Genomic DNA, 23,872 nt, shown 5'->3' with positions numbered 1-23,872 from the left:
AAACGCGAAAAGTCTGATAAAAAGGCGCTCGCACTCTGTTCGGATGACCACTTTCTGCGTCAGCAAAACATTGTTTTTCAACGGAATCGGCGGAAATCGAAATTTCGCTGCATCTGCAATGGGGAGCTTTCTCCAGCACAAAGCAGACATTGAATTTTGTCAAAGGCAGGGTGGATAACACTTAGGAGCGAGGAGGCCCGCCAAAACCAATGGTCGGCTATCCAAGAAGAGGCTTCGTATCTAGCTAAGATTTAAGCGTCGCCAAGGCTCACAATTTGAACTTTCCGGGGAAAAGCCCGCCTAAGAACCTTCTTATTAGATCGACAGAGCGACGTCGCGAAAAACCCTGCATATCAGTAAGGTAGTTTACCCACATACCTTCCAGCAATGCCAGCGTTCCGCTGGCGGCGTCGTCCACCAAGTTTGGGTCACGCCCGGTTTGTTGCGCTATCTCCAAGAACGCAAGCCGCAAGGTTTCAACAAGTCTGTGATCCTGAGTGCTGCTGTACCGAGCAATGCCTGGGTGTGAGCTTGCGATACCTCGGAAAGCATGCCAGATTTTCGTGCTTCTTGGATTCAGCAAAGCTTCGGACAGATCTGCCTCGACAACAGCCATCACTCGGTCTTCAGGCGATGCATCCAAGCCTAGATCGGTCAATCTGTCCATCTCAGCATAATACTGGGTGCTGAAATGTTGGGCTGCCGCCGTCAACAAATTGTCTTTCCCACCAAAATGCAAATGGATCATTCCGCGTGATAAACCGGAACGCTCGCAGATGCGGCTGACCGACGTATCGGTAACTCCAATATCAGCAATAGTGTCCAAAGTTGCCATGATCAGAAGCTGCCGATTGGCCTCTGGGTCACGCTTCGAACTACGCTTTCGTCCTTTGAATTCTGTCGCTCTATTCAATGATTCCATTGGCTTAGGGTCTTCTAATTTGGGCGGTTCACAGGAAGATTGACACGAAAGGCCTTTCTGGCGCAACATTAAATGGACGATCGTCCATTAGTGGCTCGTAATTCCAAGAAGGGGATATGGTGATATTTCGCAGCGAAGCGTCCCGGGGTTTTACCCTTAGCGCACCGGCCACGGCTTACGTGGGGTTTCTGGTGGCAGCGCCTTTAGTGATCTTGATTGCCTATTCTTTCTGGACCCAAACCTACGTAACGCTCGACAAGACACCGACGCTGAAAAACTATAACGAGGCTTTTGCTGATCCGCTGGTTCGACACTTGATGCTAAGGTCGATCTGGATTGCCGGAGCAGTTACGGTAGTCACTGTCGCACTGGCATATCCCATCGCTTATTTCATCGCGATGAAGGCCCGGAAAAAGACCATCTGGCTTCTGCTCATCACCATTCCGTTCTGGTCCAGCTATCTGTTGCGTGTGTTTGCTTGGAAACTCATCCTTGGGTTCAACGGGGTGATGAATTCTGCACTGCTGATGCTTGGTCTGATCGACGAACCGCTCGACTTCTTGCTCTATAATGAATTCGCTGTCGTACTGACGCTTGCCCACGCCTGGGCACCTTTTGCGATCCTGCCGATCTATGTCTCGTTGCAGAAGATCGATCCGAGCCTGTTGGAGGCCGCCACCGACCTCGGCAACAGCCCTTTGCAACGCTTCATGCGGGTGACGTTGCCGCTGACGATACCGGGAATTATTGCCGCTTGCCTGATCATCTTCATCCCCACTGTCGGAGACTATGTGACCCCGGCACTGGTCGGCGGATCGGACGGGAAGATGATCGCTAATCTTATTCAGGTGCAGTTCGGTGCCGCCAACAACTGGCCCCTCGGTGCCACGCTGTCACTGATCGCAATGCTGTCGGTTGGTTTTGTCGCCATCGTGTTTGTCATTACCGCCACCCGGCTTGGGAGGCGGATCAAATGAGACGTCCTTCAACCCTGACAGCTTACGCTTTCCTCTACTTGGTATTTTTGTACCTGCCGGTCCTTTTCCTGCCGTTGTTCTCGTTCAACAGCGGCACAATCGTTGCCTTTCCGATCAAGGGTTGGACGCTGGACTGGTATCGCAAGCTGGGCGAACAGGATACGTTGATCCAGGCCCTTTGGAATTCGCTTGGCGTCGGCACGGTCGTCGCAATTCTATCCACGGCTATGGGGCTCTTTGCTGCTCGCGCCTTTGTTCGCTATCGGTTTAGGGGTCAGCGTGCGGCTGAAGGGCTGGTGATGCTGCCTTTGGTTATTCCGGGTATTATCGTGGCCTCGTCAATGCTGGTCCTGTTTCTGTTTCTCGGTCTCAAACCGTCTTTGCTGACCGTTGTTCTGGGCCATACGTTCCTCGCCTTACCGTTTTCAGTTTCGATCTTGAAATCTGCCTTTGATGACTTTGACGCGTCGCTGGAAGAGGCATCTTACGATCTGGGCGTCGGCGTGTTCGAAACCTTCCGCCGCGTGACGCTGCCAGTCGTTTCCCCCGGTATCGTAGCCAGTATGCTGGTCACTTTTACGGTCAGCTTCGATGAGTTCGTCCTAGCCTTTTTCCTGTCAGGCAACCAGCCGACCCTCCCGGTCTATATCTGGAGCCAAATCCGTTTCCCCGCCAAGCTTCCCAATGTGCTGGCGCTTGGCTCCATCCTGCTGCTCACCTCGGTTCTGCTTTTGGTATTGGCCGAGTATTTCCGCCGCCGCTCATCTGCATCAGAGGTCCGATGACAGTCAGAAATATCATAGAACTCAGGGGCGTCGAGAAACGCTATGGCACTTTCCTAGCGGCTAGCGGGATCAATCTCGATCTCAAAGAGGGCGAGTTTTTCTCACTCCTCGGCCCATCGGGATGTGGCAAAACCACGGTATTGCGGATGATCGCGGGATTCCAGGAACCGACCGAGGGCACCGTGCTGATCGATGGTCAGGATATGGAAGGTGTCCCAGCCAACAACCGGCCAACAAACATGGTCTTTCAAAGCTACGCCATCTTCCCGCACTTGAACGTCGGGAACAACGTGGCCTATGGACTACGGGGCAAGGCACCCAAGGCTGAGATCGACCAGCGCGTAGCCGAAGCCCTAGAAATGGTCGAGCTGGGCGGCCTTCAGGATCGCGGCGCAAGTGAATTGTCGGGTGGGCAACGGCAAAGGGTGGCGCTCGCCCGTGCGCTGATCATGCGACCCAAAGTGTTGTTGCTGGATGAGCCCTTGTCGGCGCTCGACAAGAAGTTGCGCGAACAGATGCAGTTTGAAATGCGCAATTTGCAGCAATCGCTTGGTATCACCTTTGTGATGGTCACACACGACCAATATGAGGCGATGACCATGTCAGATCGTATTGGCGTGATGTTTAACGGACGGCTCAAGCAGGTGGACACACCAACCACGCTTTATGCCCGTCCTTGTGATCAGCAAGTGGCCAGTTTCATCGGTGAAATGAACATACTGCATGCTCAGTTGCTGGGTGAAACCGGCGATATGTTGTCGATCGACGCAGCCGCCTTCGGGCGGATTGAGATCGAGAAAAATCCCAACGTTGTAACCAGCAGTAAAGACATGAACATCGGTATTCGCCCGGAACAATTGGAAATCTCTGCTGAAAAGCCCGAAGACTACCCGTCAACGGTCCAAGGCACTGTCAGCAACGTCGCCTTCTATGGCGAGAACATTCACTACCACATTCAAGTGGCGGGAGCTGAGAAACCAATCTCGGTATCGGTTCCGAACTATTTTCACACGGTCGATTTCAAGCGCGGAGACGTAGTTTGGCTGGGGCTTCAGGGGGCCAGCGTGATCGATCTTGGAACAGACACAAAGTAAAACAGTGGGAGGATAGAATGAAACTTAAGAGAATTGCGGCCTTCGCATGTGCGACGGCGATTTGTACGGGAAGTGCCAGTGCCAATGGCGCTGATCTTACGGTTTTTGACTGGTCGGGATATGAAGATCCCGGGTTCTTTGCCAGCTACATGGAAAAGTACGGGAATGAGGCGCCAAGCTATTCTTATTTCGGGAGTCAGGAGGAAGCCTTTACGAAACTAAGTTCGGGTTTCACAGCTGATCTGGCGCATCCTTGTTCCGACGCGGTCCGGAAATGGGTCGCAGCCGATTTGATCCAACCGCTGGACGAAAGCAAGCTGACAAATTGGGCCGATGTGCTGCCCGAGATCAAGGAAGTTGACGCCATCGTTCTGGACGGCCAGCTTTACATGTTGCCGTTCGAGTGGGGGAACACGGGCCTTATCTATCGCACCGACAAAATCTCCGGCGATGACATCTCGCTGCAACTGCTGGCTGATCCGGCCTATGCGGGCAAGATCGCCATCCCGGATGCCGCATCGTCTGCATATGCCTTGGCAGCGCTGGCTACTGGAAATGCCGACAATTACACGAATCTGAGTGACGAACAGTTCAAGGAAGCATCTGATTTCCTGCGCTCGATCCACCCGAACATGCGCTTTTACTGGTCAGATGCGGGTCAGTTCGATCAGGCCATGACCAGTGGTGAGATCGAACTGGGCTGGGCCTGGAACCAGTCCGAACTGAACCTGATCTGGAACGAAGTGCCTGCCGCCATGATGCGAGACGTCGACAAAGGTATCGCGACCTGGGCGTGTGGCTACGTGCATCTGAAATCTTCGACGACACCTGTCGATCAGGTCTACGATCTGTTGAACGCGCTCTCCGATCCTGCCAGCGGCCAGTACATCATCGACAATTGGGGCTACCCACATTCCAACGCAAAAGCGTTCGAAATAGCCGATCAAGCCAACATCGAAGCCTATGGGTTCTCGGATCCAAAAAGCTTCTTCGAAGGCAGCTTGTTCTTTGATGCGGTGAATCCCGAGCTTGAGGCGAAAATGCTGTCTGAATTTGAACGGATCAAAGCCGGCTTCTGACACAACTCCATTTCCGGGGCCTTTCGGTTCCGGATCCCAAATACAGGAAAACGCGTGAACATGTTGGACGCGAACCCATATGCTCTGCTTTTTGAACCGGTCCAGATCGGTCCGGTGACAGCCAGGAACCGCTTCTATCAGGTGCCCCATTGCACTGGGCTGGGGCACCTCCGTCCACGGGCGGATGCTGCCGTTCGCGGGATGAAAGCCGAAGGCGGGTGGGCGGTGGTTTCAAATCAGGAAACTGAGATCCACCCAACCTCAGACTTGTCTCCTTATGCCGAGGGACGGATATGGGACGGTCGCGATGTGCCCGCGTTGCGGTTGATGACGGATGCGGTACACGCGCATGGGGCGCTGGCGGCCATCCAGCTGGTGCACAATGGCAACCATGCGCAGAACCTGCTTACCCGCGCGCCGGTTCTTGCGCCTTCCGAGATGTCCGTCGACACGACGCAGCCCAAGCAGGCGCAGGCCATGGATAAGTCCGATATTCGGGAGTTCCGCCGTTGGCACCGCGACGCCGCCATGCGCGCTAAAGATGCCGGGTTCGACATCATTTACATCTATGCCGGACACAACATGACATTGGCGCAGCATTTTATGTTGCCGCATATGAACCAGCGTAGCGATGAATACGGCGGGTCACTTGAAAATCGGGTACGTCTGACACGCGAATTGCTGGAGGATACTCACGAAGCGGTGGGTGACAGCTGCGCCGTGGCGTTCCGCTTTGCCATTGACGAGATGATGGGCGTCAGCGGCATGCAGGCCGCGGAAGAAGGCCGCGCCGTGGTCGAGCTTTTGTCTGACCTTCCGGATCTCTGGGATGTGAATGTAGCCGACTGGTCCAATGACAGTGCGACGACCCGTTTTCAGCCAGAAGACGGATATCAGAACGCGTTTCTGTCACACGTCAAACAGATCACCCGGAAACCTGTGGTAGGTGTCGGGCGCCTGACATCCCCCGACATGATGCTGTCGATGGTCAAAAAGGGTATTGTCGACCTCATCGGAGCCGCACGACCTTCCATCGCGGACCCATTCATTCCGAAAAAGATTGAAGAGGGCCGCATTGACGAAATCCGCGAATGCATCGGCTGCAATATTTGCGTTTCATCCGACAATCTGGGCATCCCGATCCGCTGCACTCAAAACCCCACTATGGGCGAGGAATGGCGGCGCGGTTGGCACCCCGAGATCATCGCGCCGAAGAAGAGTAACGCGGATACTTTGGTCATTGGCGGTGGCCCTGCAGGTCTTGAATGCGCTACGCAGTTGGCAAGGCGAGGATATCAAGTGACCTTGGCCGAGGCGTCAGCCGAATTGGGCGGGCGGGTTGCGAAGGAAAGCAAACTTCCCGGCCTCGCAGCTTGTTCCCGCGTCGTCGACTACCGCCTGAATGACCTAAAGCAGCGCGGCAACGTTCAGTTGTTCACTGACAGCAGGCTAAATGGCGATCAGGTGGCAGAGCTAGGCGTCGAACACGTCTTTGTGGCCACCGGCAGCCATTGGCGCACCGACGGCATCGGCCGTAGCACACAACGCCGTATGCCTCAGATCGAGCAAAGCGCCAAAGTGTTGACGCCTGATGACATCATGAACGGTCTTCTGCCTCCGGATGGGCCGGTGACGATCTATGATGATGACCACATCTATCTGGCAGGGGTGATCGCCGAAAAACTGGCAACCGCAGGATACCAGGTGGCTTTTGTCACGCCGGAGAGTTTGGTCTCGGCTTACGCCGTCAATACTTTGGAGCAGCCGCGTATTCAGGCCCGTCTGATCGAGCTAGGCATCGACATTCGCTGCAATCAGGTGCTGACGGCGGTTGAAGGTGGCATGGCGCGCATCGGTTGTGCCTTTACCGGTCGCGAAACGGATATTCCGTGTGCCTCGACAATTCTGGTCACCGAGCGCCATCGAGAGACAGCGCTTTATGACAGCTTGCGCGGTCTCGGGTTGAAGACCCTTGAACTTATTGGCGATGCCGCTTCTCCGGGACTGATCGTCGACGCAGTCTTCGCAGGTCACCGTGCCGCCCGCGACTTTGAACGCCCCGAGGCAGAAGCAGACAAGGACTGGTTTCGCCGCGAGATAATCGATTTGGAGGAAACGTGATGAACAGCCGACCGTTTGAGTTGGATGCGTTGATAGCATCGCACCAGTACGGCCACGCCTTACCGCGCGGTTTCTATACCTCGCAAGACATCTATAATTATGACATCGCCCAGGTCTGGAACCGCAACTGGCTTTGGGCTGGGCATGCCAGCCAAATCCCAAACCCCGGTGACTATTTCCTGTTTGACTATGGCCCGGAGAGCATCATCATTGTCCGCGATCGTGAGGGCGAAGTTCGCGCTCATTTGAACGTCTGTCGCCATCGTGGATCTCGCGTCTGCACTGAACAGTCGGGCAACGCCCGTGTTCTTGTTTGCCCGTATCACGCCTGGACATATGAGCTGTCGGGAAAACTTCGTGCGGGCCAGAACATGGGAGAACACTTTGACCCATCCGAATTCGGGCTCTTTCCCGTTCAGGTGAATGTCTTCAATGGCCTGATCTTTGTCTGTGCTGATGCAAACACCCCATCACTTGATCCAGTTCTCAGCCAACTTGCGCCTCTGGTCGAACCCTATGGTTTGGACGATCTGAAAGTTGCGCATACGGAGTCATTTCCCGTTCCTGCGAATTGGAAGCTAGCGGTTGAGAACTATCTCGAATGCTACCACTGCGGACCAGCGCACAAAGAATACTCTCGCTCCCATAGCCTGAAATCGCCGCAAGACATGGTTGGCTTGATCGAACCGCTAAAGGCAAGGGCGGTGGAAGTTGGCCTATTACCTGATGAATTGGCGCTTGTCGGCGACGTGGCGCCCACCCCATTCACCAGCGGGTACTATCGGCGCTACCCACTTTACCAAAGCTACAAAACCGGCAGCAAATCGGGCGAGGCACTTGCCCCATTGCTTGGTACGCTGAAAGGCTTCGACGGTGGTGCAACTGACTTTGATATTGGTCCATTGAATTGGTTCCTGATTTATTCGGATCACATGGTCGGCTACCGTTTCATTCCACGTGGCCTGCAGGAAACCGACATTCAGGTGGTCTGGATGGTTCGCGCTGACGCCGAAGAAGGCCAAGACTACGACAAAGAAGACCTGACCTGGCTTTGGCATGTCACCTCATTGGATGACGAACGTATCATTCGCCACAACCAGTCCGGCGTAAATTCTCAATACTTCCAACCGGGCCCCTTGGGCGAGATGGAAACCTCGATCCAGGACTTCTACGATTTCTATTTCGACATGATCAGCCCGGAACCAGAACAAAGGATGTCCGGTCATGGCTGAGGCGAAATCACGCCGTCGAGGCGGCGGCGGGCGCGCCGCGCGCATCAAGGTTCAACAGGCAACCACTGGCAATGAGGCGGTACGTGGAGGCCTAAGCGGCGGGCGCTATAAGCCGTTGACCCAATCAGATATGGAGAACATCCACCAAGCTGCCCTGACCGTTCTGGAAAACACCGGCGTTACCGACCATTTCCCGGAACTGCTTGATCTGGTGCTTCCCAATGGCGCGGTTATGAATGACCTCAATCGGCTGTGCTTCCCACGCGCGCTGATGGAAGACATCCTGGCTGGCGCTGCCAAGGAGTTTTACGTCTATGCCCGCGGTGAGCGTGAAGGCAAAGACGACATGCATTGCTCGGCCGAGAGTGTCTATTTCGCCAACTCTGGCACCGCCGTCACGACCTTTGACTCGCACACCAAGTCCTATCGCCCATCGGTCCTGCGTGATGTCTATGACTTTACCCGTCTGGTGGATCGATTGGACAACATCCATATGTTGGGCGACACAGTCTTGGCCACGGATGTGACCGATGATTTCGCCCACGATATGAACACCATATATGCAATGCTCGCAGGTAGCCAAAAGCCTGCCTGTCTGACCTTTCGCGACCGCAGTCATATTCCGCATGCCATCCGCATGTTTGATTTGGCTCAGGGTGGCGAGGGGGCTTTTATGAAAAAGCCAAGCGTCATTTTTGGCGGCTGTCCCATGGTTTCGCCGCTGCGGATCGGCAAGGAAAATATGGAGATCCTGATTGATACCGCCAAACTTGGCCTGACAGTCGATCTGGCTGTACCTCCGCAGGCCGGGGCCACAGCCCCCGCGACGCTTGCGGGAACACTGGTTCAGACCGTGGCCGAAACGTTGGCCTGTGTTGCGATCGTGAACCTCATCACACCAGGTTGTCCTATCTGCTTTGCTGCCTGGCCATTTATCACCGATCTGCGCAGCGGGTCGTTTACCGGCGGCAGCGGTGAACAGGCTCTCATAGGGGCGGCAGCCATTCAGATGGGCAATTTCTACGGTCTTCCCACATCCGTTGGTGCAGGCATGACGGATGCCAAAATACCCGACGCGCAATACGGATTGGAAAAGGCGCTGACCTTCACGCTTGCCGCTCATGCCGGAGCCAATCGCCTATGCGAGTTCGGTGGTATGATCGGCAGCCTGATGGGATGCAGTTTTGAAAGCATGGTTATCGATGACGAAGCGGGCGGTATGATCCTGCGATCGTTGCGCGGGATAGAGGTAACGGATGAAACCATGGCAGTGGATGTGATCCACCAGTGCGCCATCGACCCTGGTCATTTCCTCGGCAACCCGCACACGCTGAACTATATGAACAGCGAATTCGTCTACCCGCGGCTTATGGATCGTGAGCGTACAGATACATGGGAAAACGAAGGCAAAACAGATTTGCTGGACCGTGCCCGTGACAAGGCCAATTCCATTCTCGACAACCATTTCCCCAACTACTTCGGTGCCTCAGACGCTCAGGTTCGTGAAGAGTTCCCAATTGTGATGAGCGTAGAAAGCATGGCCCGCCGTGGATAATACTAACGCCAAGCAATGGGACAACGATCACTTCCTTCACCCGTGGGAAGGGATGGCAACTTTGCGCGAGAACGACCGGACATTTATCGAAGGTGCCAGCGGCATCCATGTGGTGAACGAACAAGGCGAACGCTTGATCGACGGGCCGGGAGGCATGTGGTGCACCCAGATCGGTTATGGACGAGAGGAGATGGCCGAGGCCATGGCTGAGCAAGCGCGTAACCTTGCCTATTTCTCGCCCTTCAACAACGCCAACTCGACCGCTGCCTGGTTCGCACGCGAAATCGCCAAACGTGCGCCGGGCGATTTGAACAATGTCTTTTTTACCACCGGTGGTTCCACTGCGGTGGATACGGCTATCCGATTTGTCCATTTTCGAAACAATCTTATGGGTCGTCCCGAGAAAAAGAAAATCATTTCAAGGCAAAAGGCCTATCATGGAAGCACCTACTTGGCGGCCAGCGTCAGTGGAAAAGAGCGTGACAGGCTTTGGCTCGACAAGGCCGATGACCTCGCACATTTCCTGCCGGACGTGAATCCGCTCTACCGCGCACCTGGTCAAAGCGAAGTGAGCTTTCTGAACGAGAAAGTTTCCGATCTTGAAAATGCCATTGTGGCACTTGGTCCAGAAAATGTTGCCGCTTTTATCGCTGAACCGGTCCTGGCGTCTGGTGGCGTGATCGTGCCGCCAAAAGGATATCACGAAGGCTGTTTAAACATCTGCAGGAAGTATGATGTTCTGTATATCTCCGACGAAGTGGTGACAGCTTTCGGGCGATTGGGTCATTGGTTTTCGTCAGAGGCCGTTTTCGGCATTCAACCGGACATAATCACTTGTGCCAAAGGAATGACCTCTGGGTACGCGCCGATGGGCGCCGCGATAATCTCTGACCGATTGATCGCAGACGTTGCAGGAAAAGGTGCAACCTTCTCAAATGGCTACACCTATTCTGGTCACCCAGTTAGCGCGGCCGCCGGATTGAAAAGCATGGAGATTTTTGAACGAGAAAAGCTACTCGAACACGTTCGAAAAGTCGCTCCGAAATTTCAAGATCAACTGCAGCAATTGCGTCACGTTGACATCGTTGCCGATGTGCGCGGGATGGGTTTGATGGGGTGCGTTCAATGCTCGGTTGATGGTGATCCTCAGAGCGATTTGGGACGCGACTACGAGATTGGTGGCCAGATCGATATTGAATGCCAAAAACGTGGGTTATTGGTTCGACCTGTGATCAATATGTGCGTTCTTTCGCCGCCACTTATCATTAGCGAAAGTGAAATTAAGAAAGTGTTTTCTGTCTTGCGCGAAGGGCTTGAAGCGACAAGAACGTGGCTTTTTGGAATCAGTGACCAATGAAGAGCAGGCACAACGGTTGCGAATGTCCACAGAACGAGATGCCTCTGCAGCATTTGGGTTCCGTTCTAAATGTCTCCTTTGGGCCGCGCTCTACAGCAACTGGCAACGACCCCTCTATTCGTGCGTTCGCAGTTTCTTTGGATCGTAGATGGGGTTTGCTGCGATGGTTGTTTGCGTATTCAGGCCGTCGCCTGACACGGCCAGGGTAGTTCCAGCTGTCAGTCCGGGAACAACATGCGCAAGGGCAAGCGATTTTCCCATCCGGTGTGAGTAGCAGGGACTGTTGATCACGCCGACAGTTTGGCCGCCCAGCGAAAGCGTTTCACCACCGGCGACCATGTCGGGGTGATCTATGTCCAGGCACACATTGTCGATCTTCTCCTTTCCCTTCGCAGCCAGGGCAGCCGCTTTGCCACGATAGTCGGCCTTGGTGCTGCTGACGGTGAAGCCGAGGCCGACCTCCCATGGGGTGTTGTCCTCGGTCATGTCATAGCCGTAAAACAAGAGCCCGGCTTCGATCCGCACCTTGTCCAGAGCGGTAAAGGAACAGGGCACAACGCCCTCCTGCACGAGCTTGTCCCAGATATCCGTAATCACTGTTCCATCTGCGAAAATCTCATAGCCGCGTTCGCCGGAATAGCCCGTGCGTGAGATACGGCAGGGATGACCGAACAGAACCGCTGGCGCGTGTTCGAAATAAGCCAGTTCGGCCAGGTCGATATCCGTGTGGGCGCTCAGGATCTCCAGAGAGGCAGGGCCCTGCACCGACAGGTCATGCAGTTCGTCGGTAAATTCGATCTGAACGTCACGCCCTGCCGCCGAGGCTTCCAGCAGCGCCATGGTGTCGCCGGAGCCGTGCACGATCATCCATTCGTTGCCACCATTGTTCGACACGATCGCATCGTCGGCGATCCCGCCGTCATCGGTCAGAACGCAGAGGTAGGCAGCCTTGCCTGGTCCTACTTTGGTCAGATCGCGCGTGGTCAGATGGTCCAGCACTGCCTGAGCTTCAGGGCCTCGCACGAGCACTTTCTTCAGGGGAGACATGTCGAACATACCGGCCCGTTCACGGACCGCATCGTGCTCATCATTGGGATCCGAGTTATAGGTCCAGGCCGTACCCATGCCGTTCCAGTCCTCCAACCCAGAGCCAAGCGCGGTATGGCGCGATGCAAGGGCGGATGTGCGGCTAAGTTCTTCGGTCATGGGTCTTCCTTTCTAGTACCATTCGTCCGACATGCTTGCCTTGCGTTCGGACACGAAGTCTTCGAGCGCGGTTTGGGTGCCGGGGCTCATTTCTGGCTGTTGATAGTCGTCCAGCATCTGGCGCCACCGCGTCGTAGCGCGTTGGTCTGACGTGAGCGCGCCGTTCTCTGTCCAGGTCTCGAAAGGGCCGGCATCCGGGATTTGCGGTTCAAAATTTGCCGATCTGTAGTGGCGCAGCGTGTGACTGGTGGAGAGGAAATTCTCGCCCGGGCCGGTTTCGAGATAGGCATCGCGGCCAAAGGCTTCATCGCCCGTGTCAAAACCCTGCAGCAGTTTCAGCATTGCGCCACAATGGTCGACGTCCATGATGAACTTCTCATAGGACATGACCAACCCACCTTCGAGCCAGCCGGCCGCGTGCCAGACCTGATGCGCGCCGGACAGAAGGGTGGACCACATGGCCCCCGTACTGTCCTGCATCGCTTGTCCGTCCGGCGCGTTGGACGCGGTGATCTGTCCACCGCCAGAGCGCACCGGAACGCGGAGCCTGCGCCCCAATTGTGCCAGCGCCATGGTGACCATGTTCGCTTCTGCTGATCCAAAGGTCAGCGCACCCGTGCGTAGGTTCATGCTGGAATGAAACGACCCCATGACAACCGGACAACCGGGTCGCGCAAGTTGGGCCAGGGCGATACCGACCATGGCTTCAGCCAGCGTCTGCGCGGCGACGGCTGCCGGCGAGAGCGGCCCCATGGCCCCGGCGAAAATCGCCGGAGAGACGCACACGCATTGGTTTGCTTTGGCATAGATGCGGAGCGCGGAGGACATGGTGTCATCAAACACAAGCGGAGAGTTGACGTTGATATTGGCCTGCATCACCGCATTGCGTTCCATAAAGTCGCGTCCAAAGACCAGTCGCGCCATGTCGATGCTGTCCTGTGCGCGTTCTGGCGCAGTGACGGACCCCATAAAGGGTTTGGTCGACAGGGTCAGGTGGGCAAGCATCATGTCCAGATGCCGTTTGTTCACGGGCCCATCCGTTGGCTCAACAACGGTTCCTCCGGAATGATGCAGGGCAGGGGAGCTGTATGTGAGTTTTACGAAGTTCTGGAAATCTTCCAGCGTGGCGTATCGCCTGCCATTGATCAGATCACTGACAAAAGGCGACCCGTATCCCGGCATCAGGACAATATTGTCTCCGCCAAGGGTCGCGGTTCTGGCAGGGTCCCGACTGTGCAGCTTGAACTCGGACGGAGCTGAGGCGCAAATATTGCGCGCATGTCCAGGCTCAAACCTGACTCGCTCACCATCGACTTGCGCACCGGACGCGGCAAACAATTCGAGCGCCTCATGATCGCCCCGGAACTCGACGCCTATCTTTGTAAGAATCCAGTCCGCCTGGTCTTCGATCCGTGCCAAGGCCGCGTCGTTCAGCAATTCGTATGCAGGTATCTTTCGCGTCGAGAACGGAGCGCCTGGAGAAATCGTGTCACCATATGAGGGTCGATCACGACGGGAGCGGCTTCGGCGCACTGCCGGTTTCGAGATGTCCGTGGTGGTGTTCAAAGCACCCAAACGCGAAACTCCGTTTCATTTGTTCCCTGAAAGGATTGGTGTTTTTTCCCGCTTGGAAATCGAAATTTTCTGGCCATCGCGTTCAAAAATTTTGTACTAGATTGGTATGCGCCAACACTTTCGCCATCATGACCTGCTTAGATTGTTCGCCGAGATTGCCCGGCATTCCAGTTTCTCAGACGCTGCCGCAGCGCTGAACATGACCAAGGGTGCGATTAGCTATCAGATCAAGACGCTTGAAGCTGATCTGGGGATGGCACTATTCCGCCGCACGACACGCGGCGTTACCCTGACGGATGAAGGGTTGAAGCTTCTGGCGGCTTGCCAGACCCGTTATCAGGAAATCGAAGCTGACATTCTGGAGATGAGGGGGCGCGTATCGCGATCCCTTACCGTCGGAGTATCGACCTACTTCGCAGCGCGATGGCTATCCCCGCGTCTGATGACCTTTATGCAGCGCCACCCGGACGTGCAGCTGCGTATTCAGCCGATGATCGAATTCTCTGATCACGAGATTCCGGATGTTGATCTGGCGATCAGATGGGGAAACGGCGAGTTCAGTCACGGCAGTTTGACGCCCTTCATGCCGATGCCGCCCTATCCCGTAGGAAACGCCTCCACAGCCCGAATGGTTGAGGAATTGGGAATGGACGTTGCCATATCACAACTCACCTTGCTCAGAGATCGCGATGACAGCAACGCCTGGTCCGATTGGCTGACCGCCGCACATCTGCCCCAGCAATCGCGGCAGGATGTGTTGATCGTTCCTGACCCCAATGTCCGGGTGCAAGCCGTCATCGACGGGCAGGGCATCGCCTTGATGGATGACCTTGTGTCGGCCGACCTGGAGGCGCAACTGCTGTTCCGGTTGTCTGATATTGAACTACCCGACTACGGGTACTTTCTGGTTCAGCCACAAAACACTGTTGCGACGGAGGCCGTGGCCGCCTTCTCGGAATGGTTGACCAGCCAATCCTGACCTCGTCTGCTTGAACATCATCGACTTAATATTTATACGCTGTATAAATACGATTCATGGAGACACGGATATGACAACCGGGCACATCATGATGGCCATGAGCCTCGATGGATTTGTTGCGAGACCCGACCACGCGCTTGACTGGTTGAATAAGCAAGCGACGCAAGATGAAGATCACGGCTTTGCCGCGTTTCAGGACCGGATGGACGCGATCGTCATGGGGTCGGGATCGTTTCGCACGGTTTTAGGGTTCGGGGAGTGGCCATACACCATCCCCTGCATCGTGATGAGCCGCACTATGACTGATGAAGACATTCGGGAGGATCTGCGCGGCAAGGTCGAGGTTTCGACACTTGCGCCCAAATCCCTGCTGGACTCGTTGGAAAAGCGCGGTTTGAAACAGGCATATGTCGATGGCGGCGCGATTATTCGGTCCTTTATCCAGGCGGGGCTTATCGAGGATATGAAAATATCCATCGTGCCGATCCTTCTTGGCGACGGCATCCGGATATTTGGTTCCAATGACACGGACATTGATCTGGAGCTGGTGTCATCGACCGCCTTCCCGTCCGGGCTGGTGGACCTTGAATACAAGGTGAAACGATGACCAAGGTTGCGTCCGTTGGACGACCGACAAAATCGTCGCAACACCTGTCAAAGCAAGTGATCCTGGGGACGGCGCTGCCAATCGTTCAGAAAGGCGGTGTCGATGCGCTGTCATTCCGTGTGCTTGCCGATCAGCTGGGTGTTAGCCCGATGGCAGTCACATATCACGTTGGCAGCAAGAAGCAGCTTTTGACCGATCTGGTGGAGGATGCATTCAGGGGGGTCGTGGACGGCATTGAAGAAACGCCCCCGGTCAAACGGGCCCGCAGCATACTGGCGAACTACTACGGATATGCGTTGAAGAACGCCAATCTTCTGCGCGCGATCCTCAACGACGTTACACTCATGAGCGAGGACCTTGTCCGTGTTGCGGCGGAATTGAAGGCCTGTACGGACCAACTGGAGAACAGCGATGGCGGAGATGTGCTGGTTCACCTGCTGATCGACTATGCTCATGGCTTCGTGCTTTCGGCCTCCAGCGGAGAAAACAATCCCCTGACAATCGACGACTTTTTGCGCGCCATTGACTGGGTTTTGGGTCAGGCGGCCGGAATGGACGAGGCGATCTAACATGAAGAACAAACGCATCCGCGCAGTGCGCCGGAACAACCTTTAAGCATCCCCCGGAACCAGATTGTAGTGTTCACTAGCGTTTCCGGAACGGATATCCGCATTGACCGAAAACGGGTAGGGTGGTTTCCCTTAGTAGCTTTCTTTTCATCGCTTGAGCATAGTCTTCGTAACCATTCGCAATCATTGCAAATGCTGCACGTCCATAGATAACCTCACGCTCAAAATATCTTTGAAGCTCATTTTGAGTTAACCATTCACCCACGTCGCCCGTTTTTTCTGGCTTCGGATCCCCCACTACCAGAGCATTTACTGTTACGTTCGTAAAAATATTGAGTTCGTAAACGCGCTTAGGAGGTGGGCCTATGTTGTTTTTGCCATCTCCCGACACGTCCACGGTCTTTTGCCAGCACTCCTTCTTTTCTTCGAGAAGTTCGCCTGCAAACAATAGTGCAGTGCTAAGCGCCGTCTTTAAGCCTGCGCGCTTCTTGCGATACGTCCGAATTCGATCAATAGCGGCGTCGATTGCGTTTTGACTGTCTAGTATCGTCCAAGGTTGAATCAAAAACTGATGATTCTGGGAACTCCATTCAAAGACTGCGAGGTGAACCGGGGTTTCAGGGTCCTTCAAAATAGCTGCCCGTACTTCGGCGTTGTTCAGTGCGTAGGAAAGACCGTTCAATTGTTGCGAATATTCAACTTCGTCTACGGAGCCAGATACATCCAACGCAAGTACAAGCGCTAGTCGGCACGGTTCTGCTCGTGCAAGCGCTGGCATCAGCAACGATGAATACAGTAGCAGGATGGTTAATCTACGCATGCCCGATCTTCGCAGGTTTTTGCTCAATAGCTAGTAGTTTGCATGGACTGGTTTTTTTTGGTCTTTCTGAAGCCTCTAGGTATTGACGTACGTAAACTCGTTTTGACATCGAGCCACAGGTAGTATTTGTCGCTGTTTGTTTGTGGCCGAAGGACCCTTGTTGAGTTGGTAGACAACACACGCGGCCTTTCGCAACAGGAAAAAATCGTTCTACAATTAAGTTGATCTGAAAAAGGAAGGGCTATGAAGCTTCTTGTATTGCAGCACGCGACTGTTGAGCATCCAGGTGTTTTCCGCGACTTCCTCAGGGAAGATGGTCACGACTATGACGCGGTCGAACTGGATCAGAATCAACAATTGCCTTCATTGGATGGATACGAAGGTCTGTGGGTTATGGGGGGGCCAATGGACGTTTGGCAGGAAGACACTTATCCATGGCTCAAAGACGAAAAGGCTTTCATTCGCGAGGCCGTAGAAGTCAGAGGTCTGCCTTTTCTAGGCTTGTGTCTGGGGCATCAGCTATTGGCCGAAGCCTTGGGCGGAAGCGTGGGGCCATCTGAGACACCTGAGATCGGCGTTATGGACGTTCAGCTAACTGAGGAAGGAGCTTCTGGCGTCATACTGGATGGATTGCCTGATCGCTTTCCATGTCTTCAATGGCATTCGGCGGAGGTTACGCAGATGCCTCCGGGGGCAACTTGCCTTGCAACTTCGCCAGACTGCGCCGTTCAAGCGATGAAATGGGGGACGCGTGCCTATTCTGCGCAATTCCACATCGAAGTAGAGCAAGACACTGTGACGAATTGGGCCGAAATCCCCGAGTACCGGTCAGCATTGGATGAAGCTTTCGGCGCAAATGCCACCGGGCGTCTTGCAGCCGATGTCTCGAAGCTTATTCCGGAGTTCAATGCCATGGCGGAACGACTCTACATCAATTGGATGCAGACCTCTGCGCAGGCCCGGTGATCAGTCAGCAGGCGGGGCTTCGCCGGGCTCGAAACGAAGGAAAACTAACGTTCTATTTTTGTTGGCCTTGTCTTTGACCGAAACGGCATACAAGTCCTGTCTATGCGCCCACTGCCTCAGGTCGTAACTGTCGGGGTGGTTCACCTGATCATCTGGCTTCAAAAGGTTGCCATCTCTGCATTTCGTCAGCGTGCTCCACATCGCCGAAGCCTGATCTTCCGCGGAAGGACTCCTATAAGAGTGGCTCCAGTAACAGGAGACTCCGGTTGTCGAAGAAGACGATAAATAGGTTACACAAACTGCGCCTTCGGGTGCCGAACCCGAAGTGGCAAAGCGGTTCAACGCTTCGATTATCTCGCAGTCACTTGCCAGCGTAGGAACGGGTAGTGCGCTCAACACCCCGGCGCAGACTGCGCCGAGAGACCTAAGGTCTGGACTGGGCAAGCGCACTACGCTTCTGCCGCACGCGTTAGCGACAAACGTGCAGTTTCCAGATGCTCTTTCATTTTGACGGCGGCGCGCTCGGGTTCACGTGAGCGCAAGGCGTTGAGAACTTCGCGGTGCTGGGCATTGTATTGTTGAATAATTTCTTCTTCGAGTGTGAGATGACGCATGCGGGTCCATTCATCCAAGGATCGCACCGTATTGATCTGACTGATTAACCAAATCAGCAAGTTGTTTCTTGTCGAAGCGGCCAACCTGCGGTGAAATGCGGTGTCTGCCTCGGCAAATACAACGGGATCGTTCTGTGCCGCCTCCATTTGAGTGCAAAGCGCTTCCAACGCTTCGAAATCTTCTCGCCGGCCGTGTAGAACGCTCAGACGGCAGATATGCGGTTCCAGTGCGAAACGCGCGTCGATTAATTCTAACGGGGTGGCTTCTTCTACTGCAGATGGAACAACATCCTGTTTTGCGGCTGTGACGTACGTGCCGCTGCCAGCACGGGTCTCCAACAGTCCTTCCTTTTCGAGCTGGTAGAGCGCGTCGCGCAGCGTGTTTCGAGCTACTCCCAGTCTTTCCGACAATAGCCGCGATGGTGGAAGGCGCTCGAATCGCTGGAAATCCCCTTCTTCGATCGAACGCCTGAGTTCCGACGCAACGTCGGAGAAATTTCGTCTTCCCATTTTTGATCCATTTAATAGTCCAATTTTAAACCAATTTAGCATTCAGTGGTCCAAAATGCAATTTTTGGATTAAAAGTTGTTGATTTTGGTTTTCAGTGCGGCTCTTCTTTTACGCAACATCCACGGACGAGGAAACACATGGCATTCCCTCAACACGCAGATTTCGTAGTCGTCGGCGCTGGCATCCATGGCATATCCACAGCTTGGAAGCTGGCTGAGAGATTACAGGAGCGCGGCGAAACTGTTGAGGGTCGCATCGTCGTTCTGGACAAAAGCGGGATTGCTGCCGGGGCGTCCGGAATTGCATGCGGCGTGGTGCGCAACAACTATTTTCAGCCAGCAATGCGCAGGTTGATGGCCCATTCGGTCGACGTCTGGGAAACCGATCCGGAGGGATTGTCGTACCATCCGGTGGGGTACATGCAGATCTCGTCCGAAAGCATGCGCGATGATGTAGGGTCGATTTACGCGCAACAGCAGGCAATCGGATACGAAAGCGTCTTCATCGAGGGCGAAAACGCCTGCACGTCATATATGCGCGGCTATTTCGACGACTGGCAGGCGCAGAACATCACGTCGGTTCTGCACGAAAAACGCGGTGGGTTCTCTAATCAAACCAAGACGATGTATGCGCTGGCCGAAAAGGTCGAGGCGCTGGGTGTGCGGATCATCACCGGGGTAGAGGTCTTGGGGTTCGAAGCCATGAACGGCTCGGGCGCGATCCGGTCCGTTGAAACGAACAAAGGCAGTCTGAGCTGCGAGCGCGTCATCATCGGGGCCGGTCCGTGGGTGCGTGATTTCTGGTCGATGCTGGACCTGCCCAGCCAGATCACTGTCAAAGACCTGCAGGGCGAGGTCCATGAAGGCATCGACATGTGGCGGTTCTGGCAGCTTGAGGAAGGCGTGTTGGATATCGACCCGGATATTGGGCGAGCCGATGATGGCAGCCTTGCGCCAGTGATTCATGTCGACACGGATGCGGCACTGAAATCGACTGTCGATGGGTTGATCATCACCGAAGAGATGTGGGGCATCTACTACAAGCCCGATTGGCATTTTGGCGGCATTCAGGGCGGCGCCAGCCCGTACAAGGTGGATACGCCGGTCGATCAGGTACAGATCGACCCTTATGGGCCGTCTTCGCCCGAATTCGTCTCGAGCCACGAATTTGCGCATATGTGGGTCAGTGCGCTGGCCCATTGTCAGGCGCGCTACGAAGGTATGATGCCGAAGTACCACAAGGAAGCATCCGGCGGGATTGGCTGTTTCACAGCGGACAGCTTTCCGGTTTTCGACCATTTCCGGGAGAACGTCACCGTGATCGCCGACAGCAACCACGGTTGGAAAATGCTGGGTGTTGGTCACCTGATTGCGGACGAAGTGCTTGGAGAACGACAGGAACTTCTGGAGCCGTTCCGATTTGATCGGTTCGCCAAGGGTGAACTGCACCCCGTATCCAACAGCCCATATCCGTGGAGTTAGAATTACCAAGTTCGCATTGAAGAGCGCCGGAAGAGTGCTCCGTCAAGCCAGCAAGGAGATAGAAAGTGGCCACCGATCTTGAGAGATTTGTAGACGCGCCGGGGCGCGATGAGAAAATCAAGCAGGTACGGGAAATGATCAATGCCAAAGGCATTGAGTATCTCTACCTTCAATTCGTGTCGGTCACTGGAAAGATCATGGGTAAGGGTATCCCAGCTGATCACTGGGAAACCGTTGCCAAGAAAGGGTTCCAGCTTGTCTATGGGGCGACGGTAAACCTGTTTACGGACCGCGCTGGCAACTATCTCGGATATGGTCCCGAGGCGGCCGAACTTGTAGGTATTCCGGAACCTGAAACCTTCATGCAATTGCCTTGGGCCCCGACGATCGGGCGGTTTTACTGCACCTTGTTTCGCAACCGCGAGGAAAAGGAAAATCCCGGTGGCTATCTGACGTCTGACTGCCGGGGGAACCTGCGTCGGCTGCACGAGGAATTCACAAAAAAGCACGGAACCAAGCTTCGGATCGGTACCGAACCCGAAATGATGTGGCTGAAATTCGACGAGAACGGCAAGCCGCGTGATGGGTTCTCAAAGCCATATTGCTATCACATCGATCAGTTTGAAAGCCTGCGGCCTGTGTCCATGCAGGTGATACGCTATGCGCGCCAGATGGGTCTGGACATGATCCAGGGCGATCATGAGGACGCGCCCGGCCAGCTTGAACTGAACTGGATGTTTGACGACGTGCTGCGCAACGCCGACCGTCTGACCACCTATCGCCAGATTTGTGCGCAGGTGGCGCGTGAAAACGGCATCTTTGCGTGTTTCATGACCAAGCCGTTCATGGGCGTGTCGGCCAGCGGGTGCCACCACAACATGAGCCTGTGGAGAGGCGGTGAGGATGAGTTCGTTCCGGTTGGCAACGATCCTGGCGATTTGCCCGGAATGAAAGAAAACTACATGTACGTAAAGGGTGGTGAAAACACATTCATGCCCGACACGGATGATCCGCAGATGCCTGGCAAAGAGGGTCTGAAGGCCATTGGCGGTGTGGTCACGCACCTTCAGGCACTGACGGCCATCGGGTGTTCAACTGTGAACTCGTATCGCCGCTTGTGGGATACCGGGTTCTGGGCACCGGTCTTTGCCGACTGGGGGTTCCAGAACCGGACGACCGGTTTGCGGGTGTCGGCGCCCGGACGGTTTGAATACAGATCGGTCGACTCGATGGTGAACCCATACATCATGGGATCAACCCTGCTGGCGGCGATGGATGACGGGCTCGACAACAACCTTGATCCCGGTGAGCCCGAAGAGCGCAACATCTACGAGGCGATGGCCGAAGGCAAAGAGGTCAAAAAGCTTCCGATGTCATTGGGCGAGGCTCTGGACCATCTGGCCGGGAACGAAGTCGTCAAGCGCGGCATGCCGGGCGAGATGTATCGTCTGTACGAAGAATACAAACGCGATGAGTTTGCGCGCTTCATGTCCACTGTCACCGAGTGGGATAATGAAACGTACATGGAGTGTCTGCCCTAGCTGCAGGCCTTTGGCGGATGGCTGAGGACATCCGCCAAGTCATCGAACTACGCCAGATTGAAGAATTCGTAGGAGGAGCGCAGGTCAAATGTGCGGAATTGTTGGACTAATTCATCTCAAGGGCGCGTCAAACGTCGGCGGCGAGATGACAGCAATGCTTCAATCACTGAAGCACCGGGGGCCGGATTCAACCGGTTATGCGGTCTATCGTGAGAATGCAGAAGACTACGTGATGCGGGTCAAGATCGCCGAGGCCGAGGACATGGATCGCGGACGCGGCATTCACGATGTCCTGGAAGAGCGGATGGCTCAGGTCGATGCCATTCTGGCGGAACACGGCGCGAACGTGAAAGACAAGGAGCGCGTGCGCCCCTATGCCTTGCGCTATGTCCTGACCCATGACGGAAACACCGGCGAGATGGCCGAACACATCGAAGAGATCGAAGATGTAGAGATCCTGTCGCTCGGGAATGGGCTGGAGTTGATCAAGGATCTAGGCGATGCATCCGTAGTCGCCGAAGCTTATGGTCTGGATGATTTCCGCGGCACGCATGGGATCGGTCACACCAGAATGGCCACCGAATCCGACGTCGATATCAAATCGGCCCACCCGTATTGGGCGTTTCCCTATAACGACGTCTCGGTCGTCCATAACGGGCAGATCACGAACTATTGGATCATGCGGCGCGAGATGGAGCGGAAAGGTCATCGCTTCATGTCGAATTGCGACAGCGAATTGCTGGCGGTCTACACGGCGCACAACCTTGCAAACGGTGTCACGCTGGAAGACAGCCTAAGGCGTTCGATTGATGAGATCGACGGGGTGTTCACGTACCTTGTTTGCACCAAGGATCAATTGGGCATGGCCAAGGATACGATGGCCGCCAAACCGCTGGTTCTTTACGAAAGCGACGACCTGATCGCCATGGCCTCAGAAGAGGTCGCGATCCGCGCAATCCTGCCCCATGAAATCGACACAACCGACCCCTATGATGAGGAGGTTCGCGTATGGCAAGCGTAAGCGATGCAGACCTGAAGGGCATGACCCAGGAAGAACGGGTCAAGGCACTGGGCATGACAACGGATCAGCTGACAGGGCGGTCCATGTATATGGAATTCGACCCGGATGCGACCGAACGGTTCGCCTATCCGTGGGCACCTGACGTCGATTTCAACAAGCGGACCGAACTGGATTGCGACGAGATGACCGCGACCGAGGTCAATTCAAACATCCGGGCGCTGATGGAGGAAGGTTTCGGATCGATCGTCATCAAGAACCCGCGCGGCATGCACAGCCTTGGCGTGGGGATTCTGAACAAGCTGAATCTGATCGTCGAAGGCTCGACCGGCTATTTTGCCGTTGGCCTGATTGACGGCCCGAACGTGCGGGTCAACGGGCGTGTCGGCTGGTCCTGCGGCGAAAACATGATGTCCGGCACGGTGATCGTTGAAAAGAACGCCGGTTCCACCTTTGGTGCGGCCATTCGCGGCGGAGATCTTGTGTGCCGGGGGTCTGTCGGATCACGCACCGGCATCGACATGAAAGGCGGTACGATCATCGTGGGTGGTGATACGGGTGCGCTTTCAGGTTTCATGATGCAGCGCGGTCGGATGGTGGTTTGCGGCAATGCCGGCAAAAACCTGGGCGACTCGATGTATGACGGAACGATCTACATCGGCGGCGATATCCAGTCCTTGGGCGTTGATGCGGTCGAGGCGGAGCTGACCGATCTAGACAAGGCATGGCTGACCAGAAAGCTGACCCAATACGGGCTGATGCCGGACAAGGGCGTGGACCATTTCACCAAGGTCGTCGCGGGCAAGCAGCTCTGGAACTACGACAACCTCGAACCGAACGAGAAGAAACTCATCCTCTGAGGG

General features: G+C 55.1%; 21 protein-coding genes. 16 read left to right on the top strand and 5 right to left on the bottom strand.

Going from position 1 to position 23,872, the window contains the following annotated elements; all coding sequences use genetic code 11:
* Window positions 1-268: 268 nt before the first annotated feature.
* On the bottom strand, window positions 269-922 hold the full coding sequence (locus ACR0JA_RS22940; protein WP_480580047.1) for a TetR family transcriptional regulator C-terminal domain-containing protein: 654 nt from the start codon (window positions 920-922) through the stop codon (window positions 269-271).
* Between the two features lie 116 nt (window positions 923-1,038).
* Here ACR0JA_RS22940 and ACR0JA_RS22935 point away from each other — a divergent pair, with 116 nt between their 5' ends.
* The 8 genes from ACR0JA_RS22935 to ACR0JA_RS22900 are packed head-to-tail and all read left to right on the top strand — an operon-like array spanning window position 1,039 to window position 11,122.
* On the top strand, window positions 1,039-1,899 hold the full coding sequence (locus ACR0JA_RS22935) for an ABC transporter permease (protein ID WP_480580044.1): 861 nt from the start codon (window positions 1,039-1,041) through the stop codon (window positions 1,897-1,899).
* Window positions 1,896-2,684, top strand: a complete 789-nt coding sequence (locus ACR0JA_RS22930; protein WP_170465243.1) for an ABC transporter permease — start codon at window positions 1,896-1,898, stop codon at window positions 2,682-2,684. Before ACR0JA_RS22935 ends, ACR0JA_RS22930 begins: the two co-directional genes overlap by 4 nt.
* Window positions 2,681-3,778 carry an ABC transporter ATP-binding protein gene (locus tag ACR0JA_RS22925; RefSeq protein ID WP_480580041.1) on the top strand — a complete coding sequence of 366 codons (1,098 nt, stop codon included), beginning with the start codon at window positions 2,681-2,683 and terminating at the stop codon, window positions 3,776-3,778. The genes ACR0JA_RS22930 and ACR0JA_RS22925 overlap by 4 nt, the downstream gene beginning before the upstream one ends.
* A gap of 17 nt (window positions 3,779-3,795) precedes the next feature.
* On the top strand, window positions 3,796-4,857 hold the full coding sequence (locus ACR0JA_RS22920; RefSeq protein ID WP_480580038.1) for an extracellular solute-binding protein: 1,062 nt from the start codon (window positions 3,796-3,798) through the stop codon (window positions 4,855-4,857).
* 60 nt (window positions 4,858-4,917) lie between these two features.
* A complete protein-coding gene (locus ACR0JA_RS22915) occupies window positions 4,918-6,978 on the top strand; it encodes an oxidoreductase (RefSeq protein WP_480580051.1) in 2,061 nt (686 codons plus the stop codon).
* The gene (locus tag ACR0JA_RS22910) at window positions 6,978-8,210 is read left to right on the top strand and encodes an aromatic ring-hydroxylating oxygenase subunit alpha (protein WP_480580035.1); all 1,233 of its coding nucleotides are present in this window, start codon (window positions 6,978-6,980) and stop codon (window positions 8,208-8,210) included. The genes ACR0JA_RS22915 and ACR0JA_RS22910 overlap by 1 nt, the downstream gene beginning before the upstream one ends.
* Window positions 8,203-9,765 (top strand): trimethylamine methyltransferase family protein, encoded by a 1,563-nt coding sequence (locus tag ACR0JA_RS22905; RefSeq protein WP_480580032.1) that lies wholly within the window; start codon window positions 8,203-8,205, stop codon window positions 9,763-9,765. The genes ACR0JA_RS22910 and ACR0JA_RS22905 overlap by 8 nt, the downstream gene beginning before the upstream one ends.
* Window positions 9,758-11,122, top strand: coding sequence for an aminotransferase (locus ACR0JA_RS22900; RefSeq protein WP_480580029.1), 1,365 nt, complete (start codon window positions 9,758-9,760; stop codon window positions 11,120-11,122). Before ACR0JA_RS22905 ends, ACR0JA_RS22900 begins: the two co-directional genes overlap by 8 nt.
* A gap of 114 nt (window positions 11,123-11,236) precedes the next feature.
* Here ACR0JA_RS22900 and ACR0JA_RS22895 read toward each other — a convergent pair whose 3' ends face one another.
* Both ACR0JA_RS22895 and ACR0JA_RS22890 read right to left on the bottom strand, forming a co-directional pair.
* Window positions 11,237-12,328 (bottom strand): aminomethyl transferase family protein, encoded by a 1,092-nt coding sequence (locus ACR0JA_RS22895; protein WP_480580026.1) that lies wholly within the window; start codon window positions 12,326-12,328, stop codon window positions 11,237-11,239.
* Window positions 12,329-12,340: 12 nt separating this feature from the next.
* Window positions 12,341-13,903, bottom strand: coding sequence for a trimethylamine methyltransferase family protein (locus ACR0JA_RS22890; protein WP_480580024.1), 1,563 nt, complete (start codon window positions 13,901-13,903; stop codon window positions 12,341-12,343).
* A 106-nt stretch (window positions 13,904-14,009) separates the two neighbouring features.
* Here ACR0JA_RS22890 and ACR0JA_RS22885 point away from each other — a divergent pair, with 106 nt between their 5' ends.
* The 3 genes from ACR0JA_RS22885 to ACR0JA_RS22875 all read left to right on the top strand — a co-directional run bounded on the left by ACR0JA_RS22885 (window position 14,010) and on the right by ACR0JA_RS22875 (window position 16,058).
* Window positions 14,010-14,882 carry a LysR substrate-binding domain-containing protein gene (locus ACR0JA_RS22885; RefSeq protein WP_480580021.1) on the top strand — a complete coding sequence of 291 codons (873 nt, stop codon included), beginning with the start codon at window positions 14,010-14,012 and terminating at the stop codon, window positions 14,880-14,882.
* Between the two features lie 70 nt (window positions 14,883-14,952).
* On the top strand, window positions 14,953-15,489 hold the full coding sequence (locus ACR0JA_RS22880) for a dihydrofolate reductase family protein (protein ID WP_480580019.1): 537 nt from the start codon (window positions 14,953-14,955) through the stop codon (window positions 15,487-15,489).
* Entirely contained in the window at window positions 15,486-16,058 is a 573-nt protein-coding gene (locus tag ACR0JA_RS22875) for a TetR/AcrR family transcriptional regulator (protein ID WP_480580016.1), read from the top strand. The genes ACR0JA_RS22880 and ACR0JA_RS22875 overlap by 4 nt, the downstream gene beginning before the upstream one ends.
* 76 nt (window positions 16,059-16,134) lie before the next feature.
* On the opposite strand, the gene ACR0JA_RS22870 is transcribed toward ACR0JA_RS22875, so the two are convergent.
* Entirely contained in the window at window positions 16,135-16,878 is a 744-nt protein-coding gene (locus tag ACR0JA_RS22870; RefSeq protein WP_480580013.1) for a DUF1194 domain-containing protein, read from the bottom strand.
* Window positions 16,879-17,121: 243 nt separating this feature from the next.
* Between ACR0JA_RS22870 and ACR0JA_RS22865 the strand changes: the two genes are divergently transcribed.
* Window positions 17,122-17,844 (top strand): type 1 glutamine amidotransferase, encoded by a 723-nt coding sequence (locus ACR0JA_RS22865; protein WP_480580010.1) that lies wholly within the window; start codon window positions 17,122-17,124, stop codon window positions 17,842-17,844.
* A gap of 449 nt (window positions 17,845-18,293) precedes the next feature.
* On the opposite strand, the gene ACR0JA_RS22860 is transcribed toward ACR0JA_RS22865, so the two are convergent.
* Complete coding sequence (locus tag ACR0JA_RS22860) at window positions 18,294-19,010, bottom strand: FadR/GntR family transcriptional regulator (protein ID WP_480580007.1); 717 nt, start codon at window positions 19,008-19,010, stop codon at window positions 18,294-18,296.
* 96 nt (window positions 19,011-19,106) lie between these two features.
* On the opposite strand from ACR0JA_RS22860, the gene ACR0JA_RS22855 reads away from it, so the two are divergent.
* From ACR0JA_RS22855 to ACR0JA_RS22840, 4 genes are all read left to right on the top strand, one after another.
* Window positions 19,107-20,450, top strand: a complete 1,344-nt coding sequence (locus ACR0JA_RS22855; RefSeq protein WP_480580004.1) for an NAD(P)/FAD-dependent oxidoreductase — start codon at window positions 19,107-19,109, stop codon at window positions 20,448-20,450.
* 65 nt (window positions 20,451-20,515) lie between these two features.
* Entirely contained in the window at window positions 20,516-21,991 is a 1,476-nt protein-coding gene (locus ACR0JA_RS22850; protein ID WP_480580001.1) for a glutamine synthetase family protein, read from the top strand.
* A gap of 154 nt (window positions 21,992-22,145) precedes the next feature.
* Window positions 22,146-23,012, top strand: coding sequence for a class II glutamine amidotransferase domain-containing protein (locus tag ACR0JA_RS22845; RefSeq protein ID WP_480579998.1), 867 nt, complete (start codon window positions 22,146-22,148; stop codon window positions 23,010-23,012).
* Window positions 23,000-23,869 carry a GltB/FmdC/FwdC-like GXGXG domain-containing protein gene (locus tag ACR0JA_RS22840; RefSeq protein ID WP_480579996.1) on the top strand — a complete coding sequence of 290 codons (870 nt, stop codon included), beginning with the start codon at window positions 23,000-23,002 and terminating at the stop codon, window positions 23,867-23,869. Before ACR0JA_RS22845 ends, ACR0JA_RS22840 begins: the two co-directional genes overlap by 13 nt.
* Window positions 23,870-23,872: the final 3 nt, after the last annotated feature.

It is taken from the genome of Ruegeria sp. AM4, assembly GCF_056540665.1.
This window is presented reverse-complemented; position numbering and strand designations above follow the sequence as displayed.

What these genes read in the sequence shown, in the direction of transcription:
- ACR0JA_RS22910 (WP_480580035.1), top strand. Translation starts at nt 6,978, where the DNA reads ATGAACAGCCGACCGTTTGAGTTGGATGCGTTGATAGCATCGCACCAG.
- ACR0JA_RS22845 (WP_480579998.1), top strand. Translation starts at nt 22,146, where the DNA reads ATGCTTCAATCACTGAAGCACCGGGGGCCGGATTCAACCGGTTATGCG.
- ACR0JA_RS22920 (WP_480580038.1), top strand. Translation starts at nt 3,796, where the DNA reads ATGAAACTTAAGAGAATTGCGGCCTTCGCATGTGCGACGGCGATTTGT.
- ACR0JA_RS22905 (WP_480580032.1), top strand. Translation starts at nt 8,203, where the DNA reads ATGGCTGAGGCGAAATCACGCCGTCGAGGCGGCGGCGGGCGCGCCGCG.
- ACR0JA_RS22870 (WP_480580013.1), bottom strand. Translation starts at nt 16,878, where the DNA reads ATGCGTAGATTAACCATCCTGCTACTGTATTCATCGTTGCTGATGCCA.
- ACR0JA_RS22915 (WP_480580051.1), top strand. Translation starts at nt 4,918, where the DNA reads ATGTTGGACGCGAACCCATATGCTCTGCTTTTTGAACCGGTCCAGATC.
- ACR0JA_RS22895 (WP_480580026.1), bottom strand. Translation starts at nt 12,328, where the DNA reads ATGACCGAAGAACTTAGCCGCACATCCGCCCTTGCATCGCGCCATACC.
- ACR0JA_RS22860 (WP_480580007.1), bottom strand. Translation starts at nt 19,010, where the DNA reads ATGCTAAATTGGTTTAAAATTGGACTATTAAATGGATCAAAAATGGGA.
- ACR0JA_RS22840 (WP_480579996.1), top strand. Translation starts at nt 23,000, where the DNA reads ATGGCAAGCGTAAGCGATGCAGACCTGAAGGGCATGACCCAGGAAGAA.
- ACR0JA_RS22935 (WP_480580044.1), top strand. Translation starts at nt 1,039, where the DNA reads ATGGTGATATTTCGCAGCGAAGCGTCCCGGGGTTTTACCCTTAGCGCA.
- ACR0JA_RS22940 (WP_480580047.1), bottom strand. Translation starts at nt 922, where the DNA reads ATGGAATCATTGAATAGAGCGACAGAATTCAAAGGACGAAAGCGTAGT.
- ACR0JA_RS22880 (WP_480580019.1), top strand. Translation starts at nt 14,953, where the DNA reads ATGACAACCGGGCACATCATGATGGCCATGAGCCTCGATGGATTTGTT.
- ACR0JA_RS22925 (WP_480580041.1), top strand. Translation starts at nt 2,681, where the DNA reads ATGACAGTCAGAAATATCATAGAACTCAGGGGCGTCGAGAAACGCTAT.
- ACR0JA_RS22865 (WP_480580010.1), top strand. Translation starts at nt 17,122, where the DNA reads ATGAAGCTTCTTGTATTGCAGCACGCGACTGTTGAGCATCCAGGTGTT.
- ACR0JA_RS22930 (WP_170465243.1), top strand. Translation starts at nt 1,896, where the DNA reads ATGAGACGTCCTTCAACCCTGACAGCTTACGCTTTCCTCTACTTGGTA.
- ACR0JA_RS22855 (WP_480580004.1), top strand. Translation starts at nt 19,107, where the DNA reads ATGGCATTCCCTCAACACGCAGATTTCGTAGTCGTCGGCGCTGGCATC.
- ACR0JA_RS22875 (WP_480580016.1), top strand. Translation starts at nt 15,486, where the DNA reads ATGACCAAGGTTGCGTCCGTTGGACGACCGACAAAATCGTCGCAACAC.
- ACR0JA_RS22885 (WP_480580021.1), top strand. Translation starts at nt 14,010, where the DNA reads ATGCGCCAACACTTTCGCCATCATGACCTGCTTAGATTGTTCGCCGAG.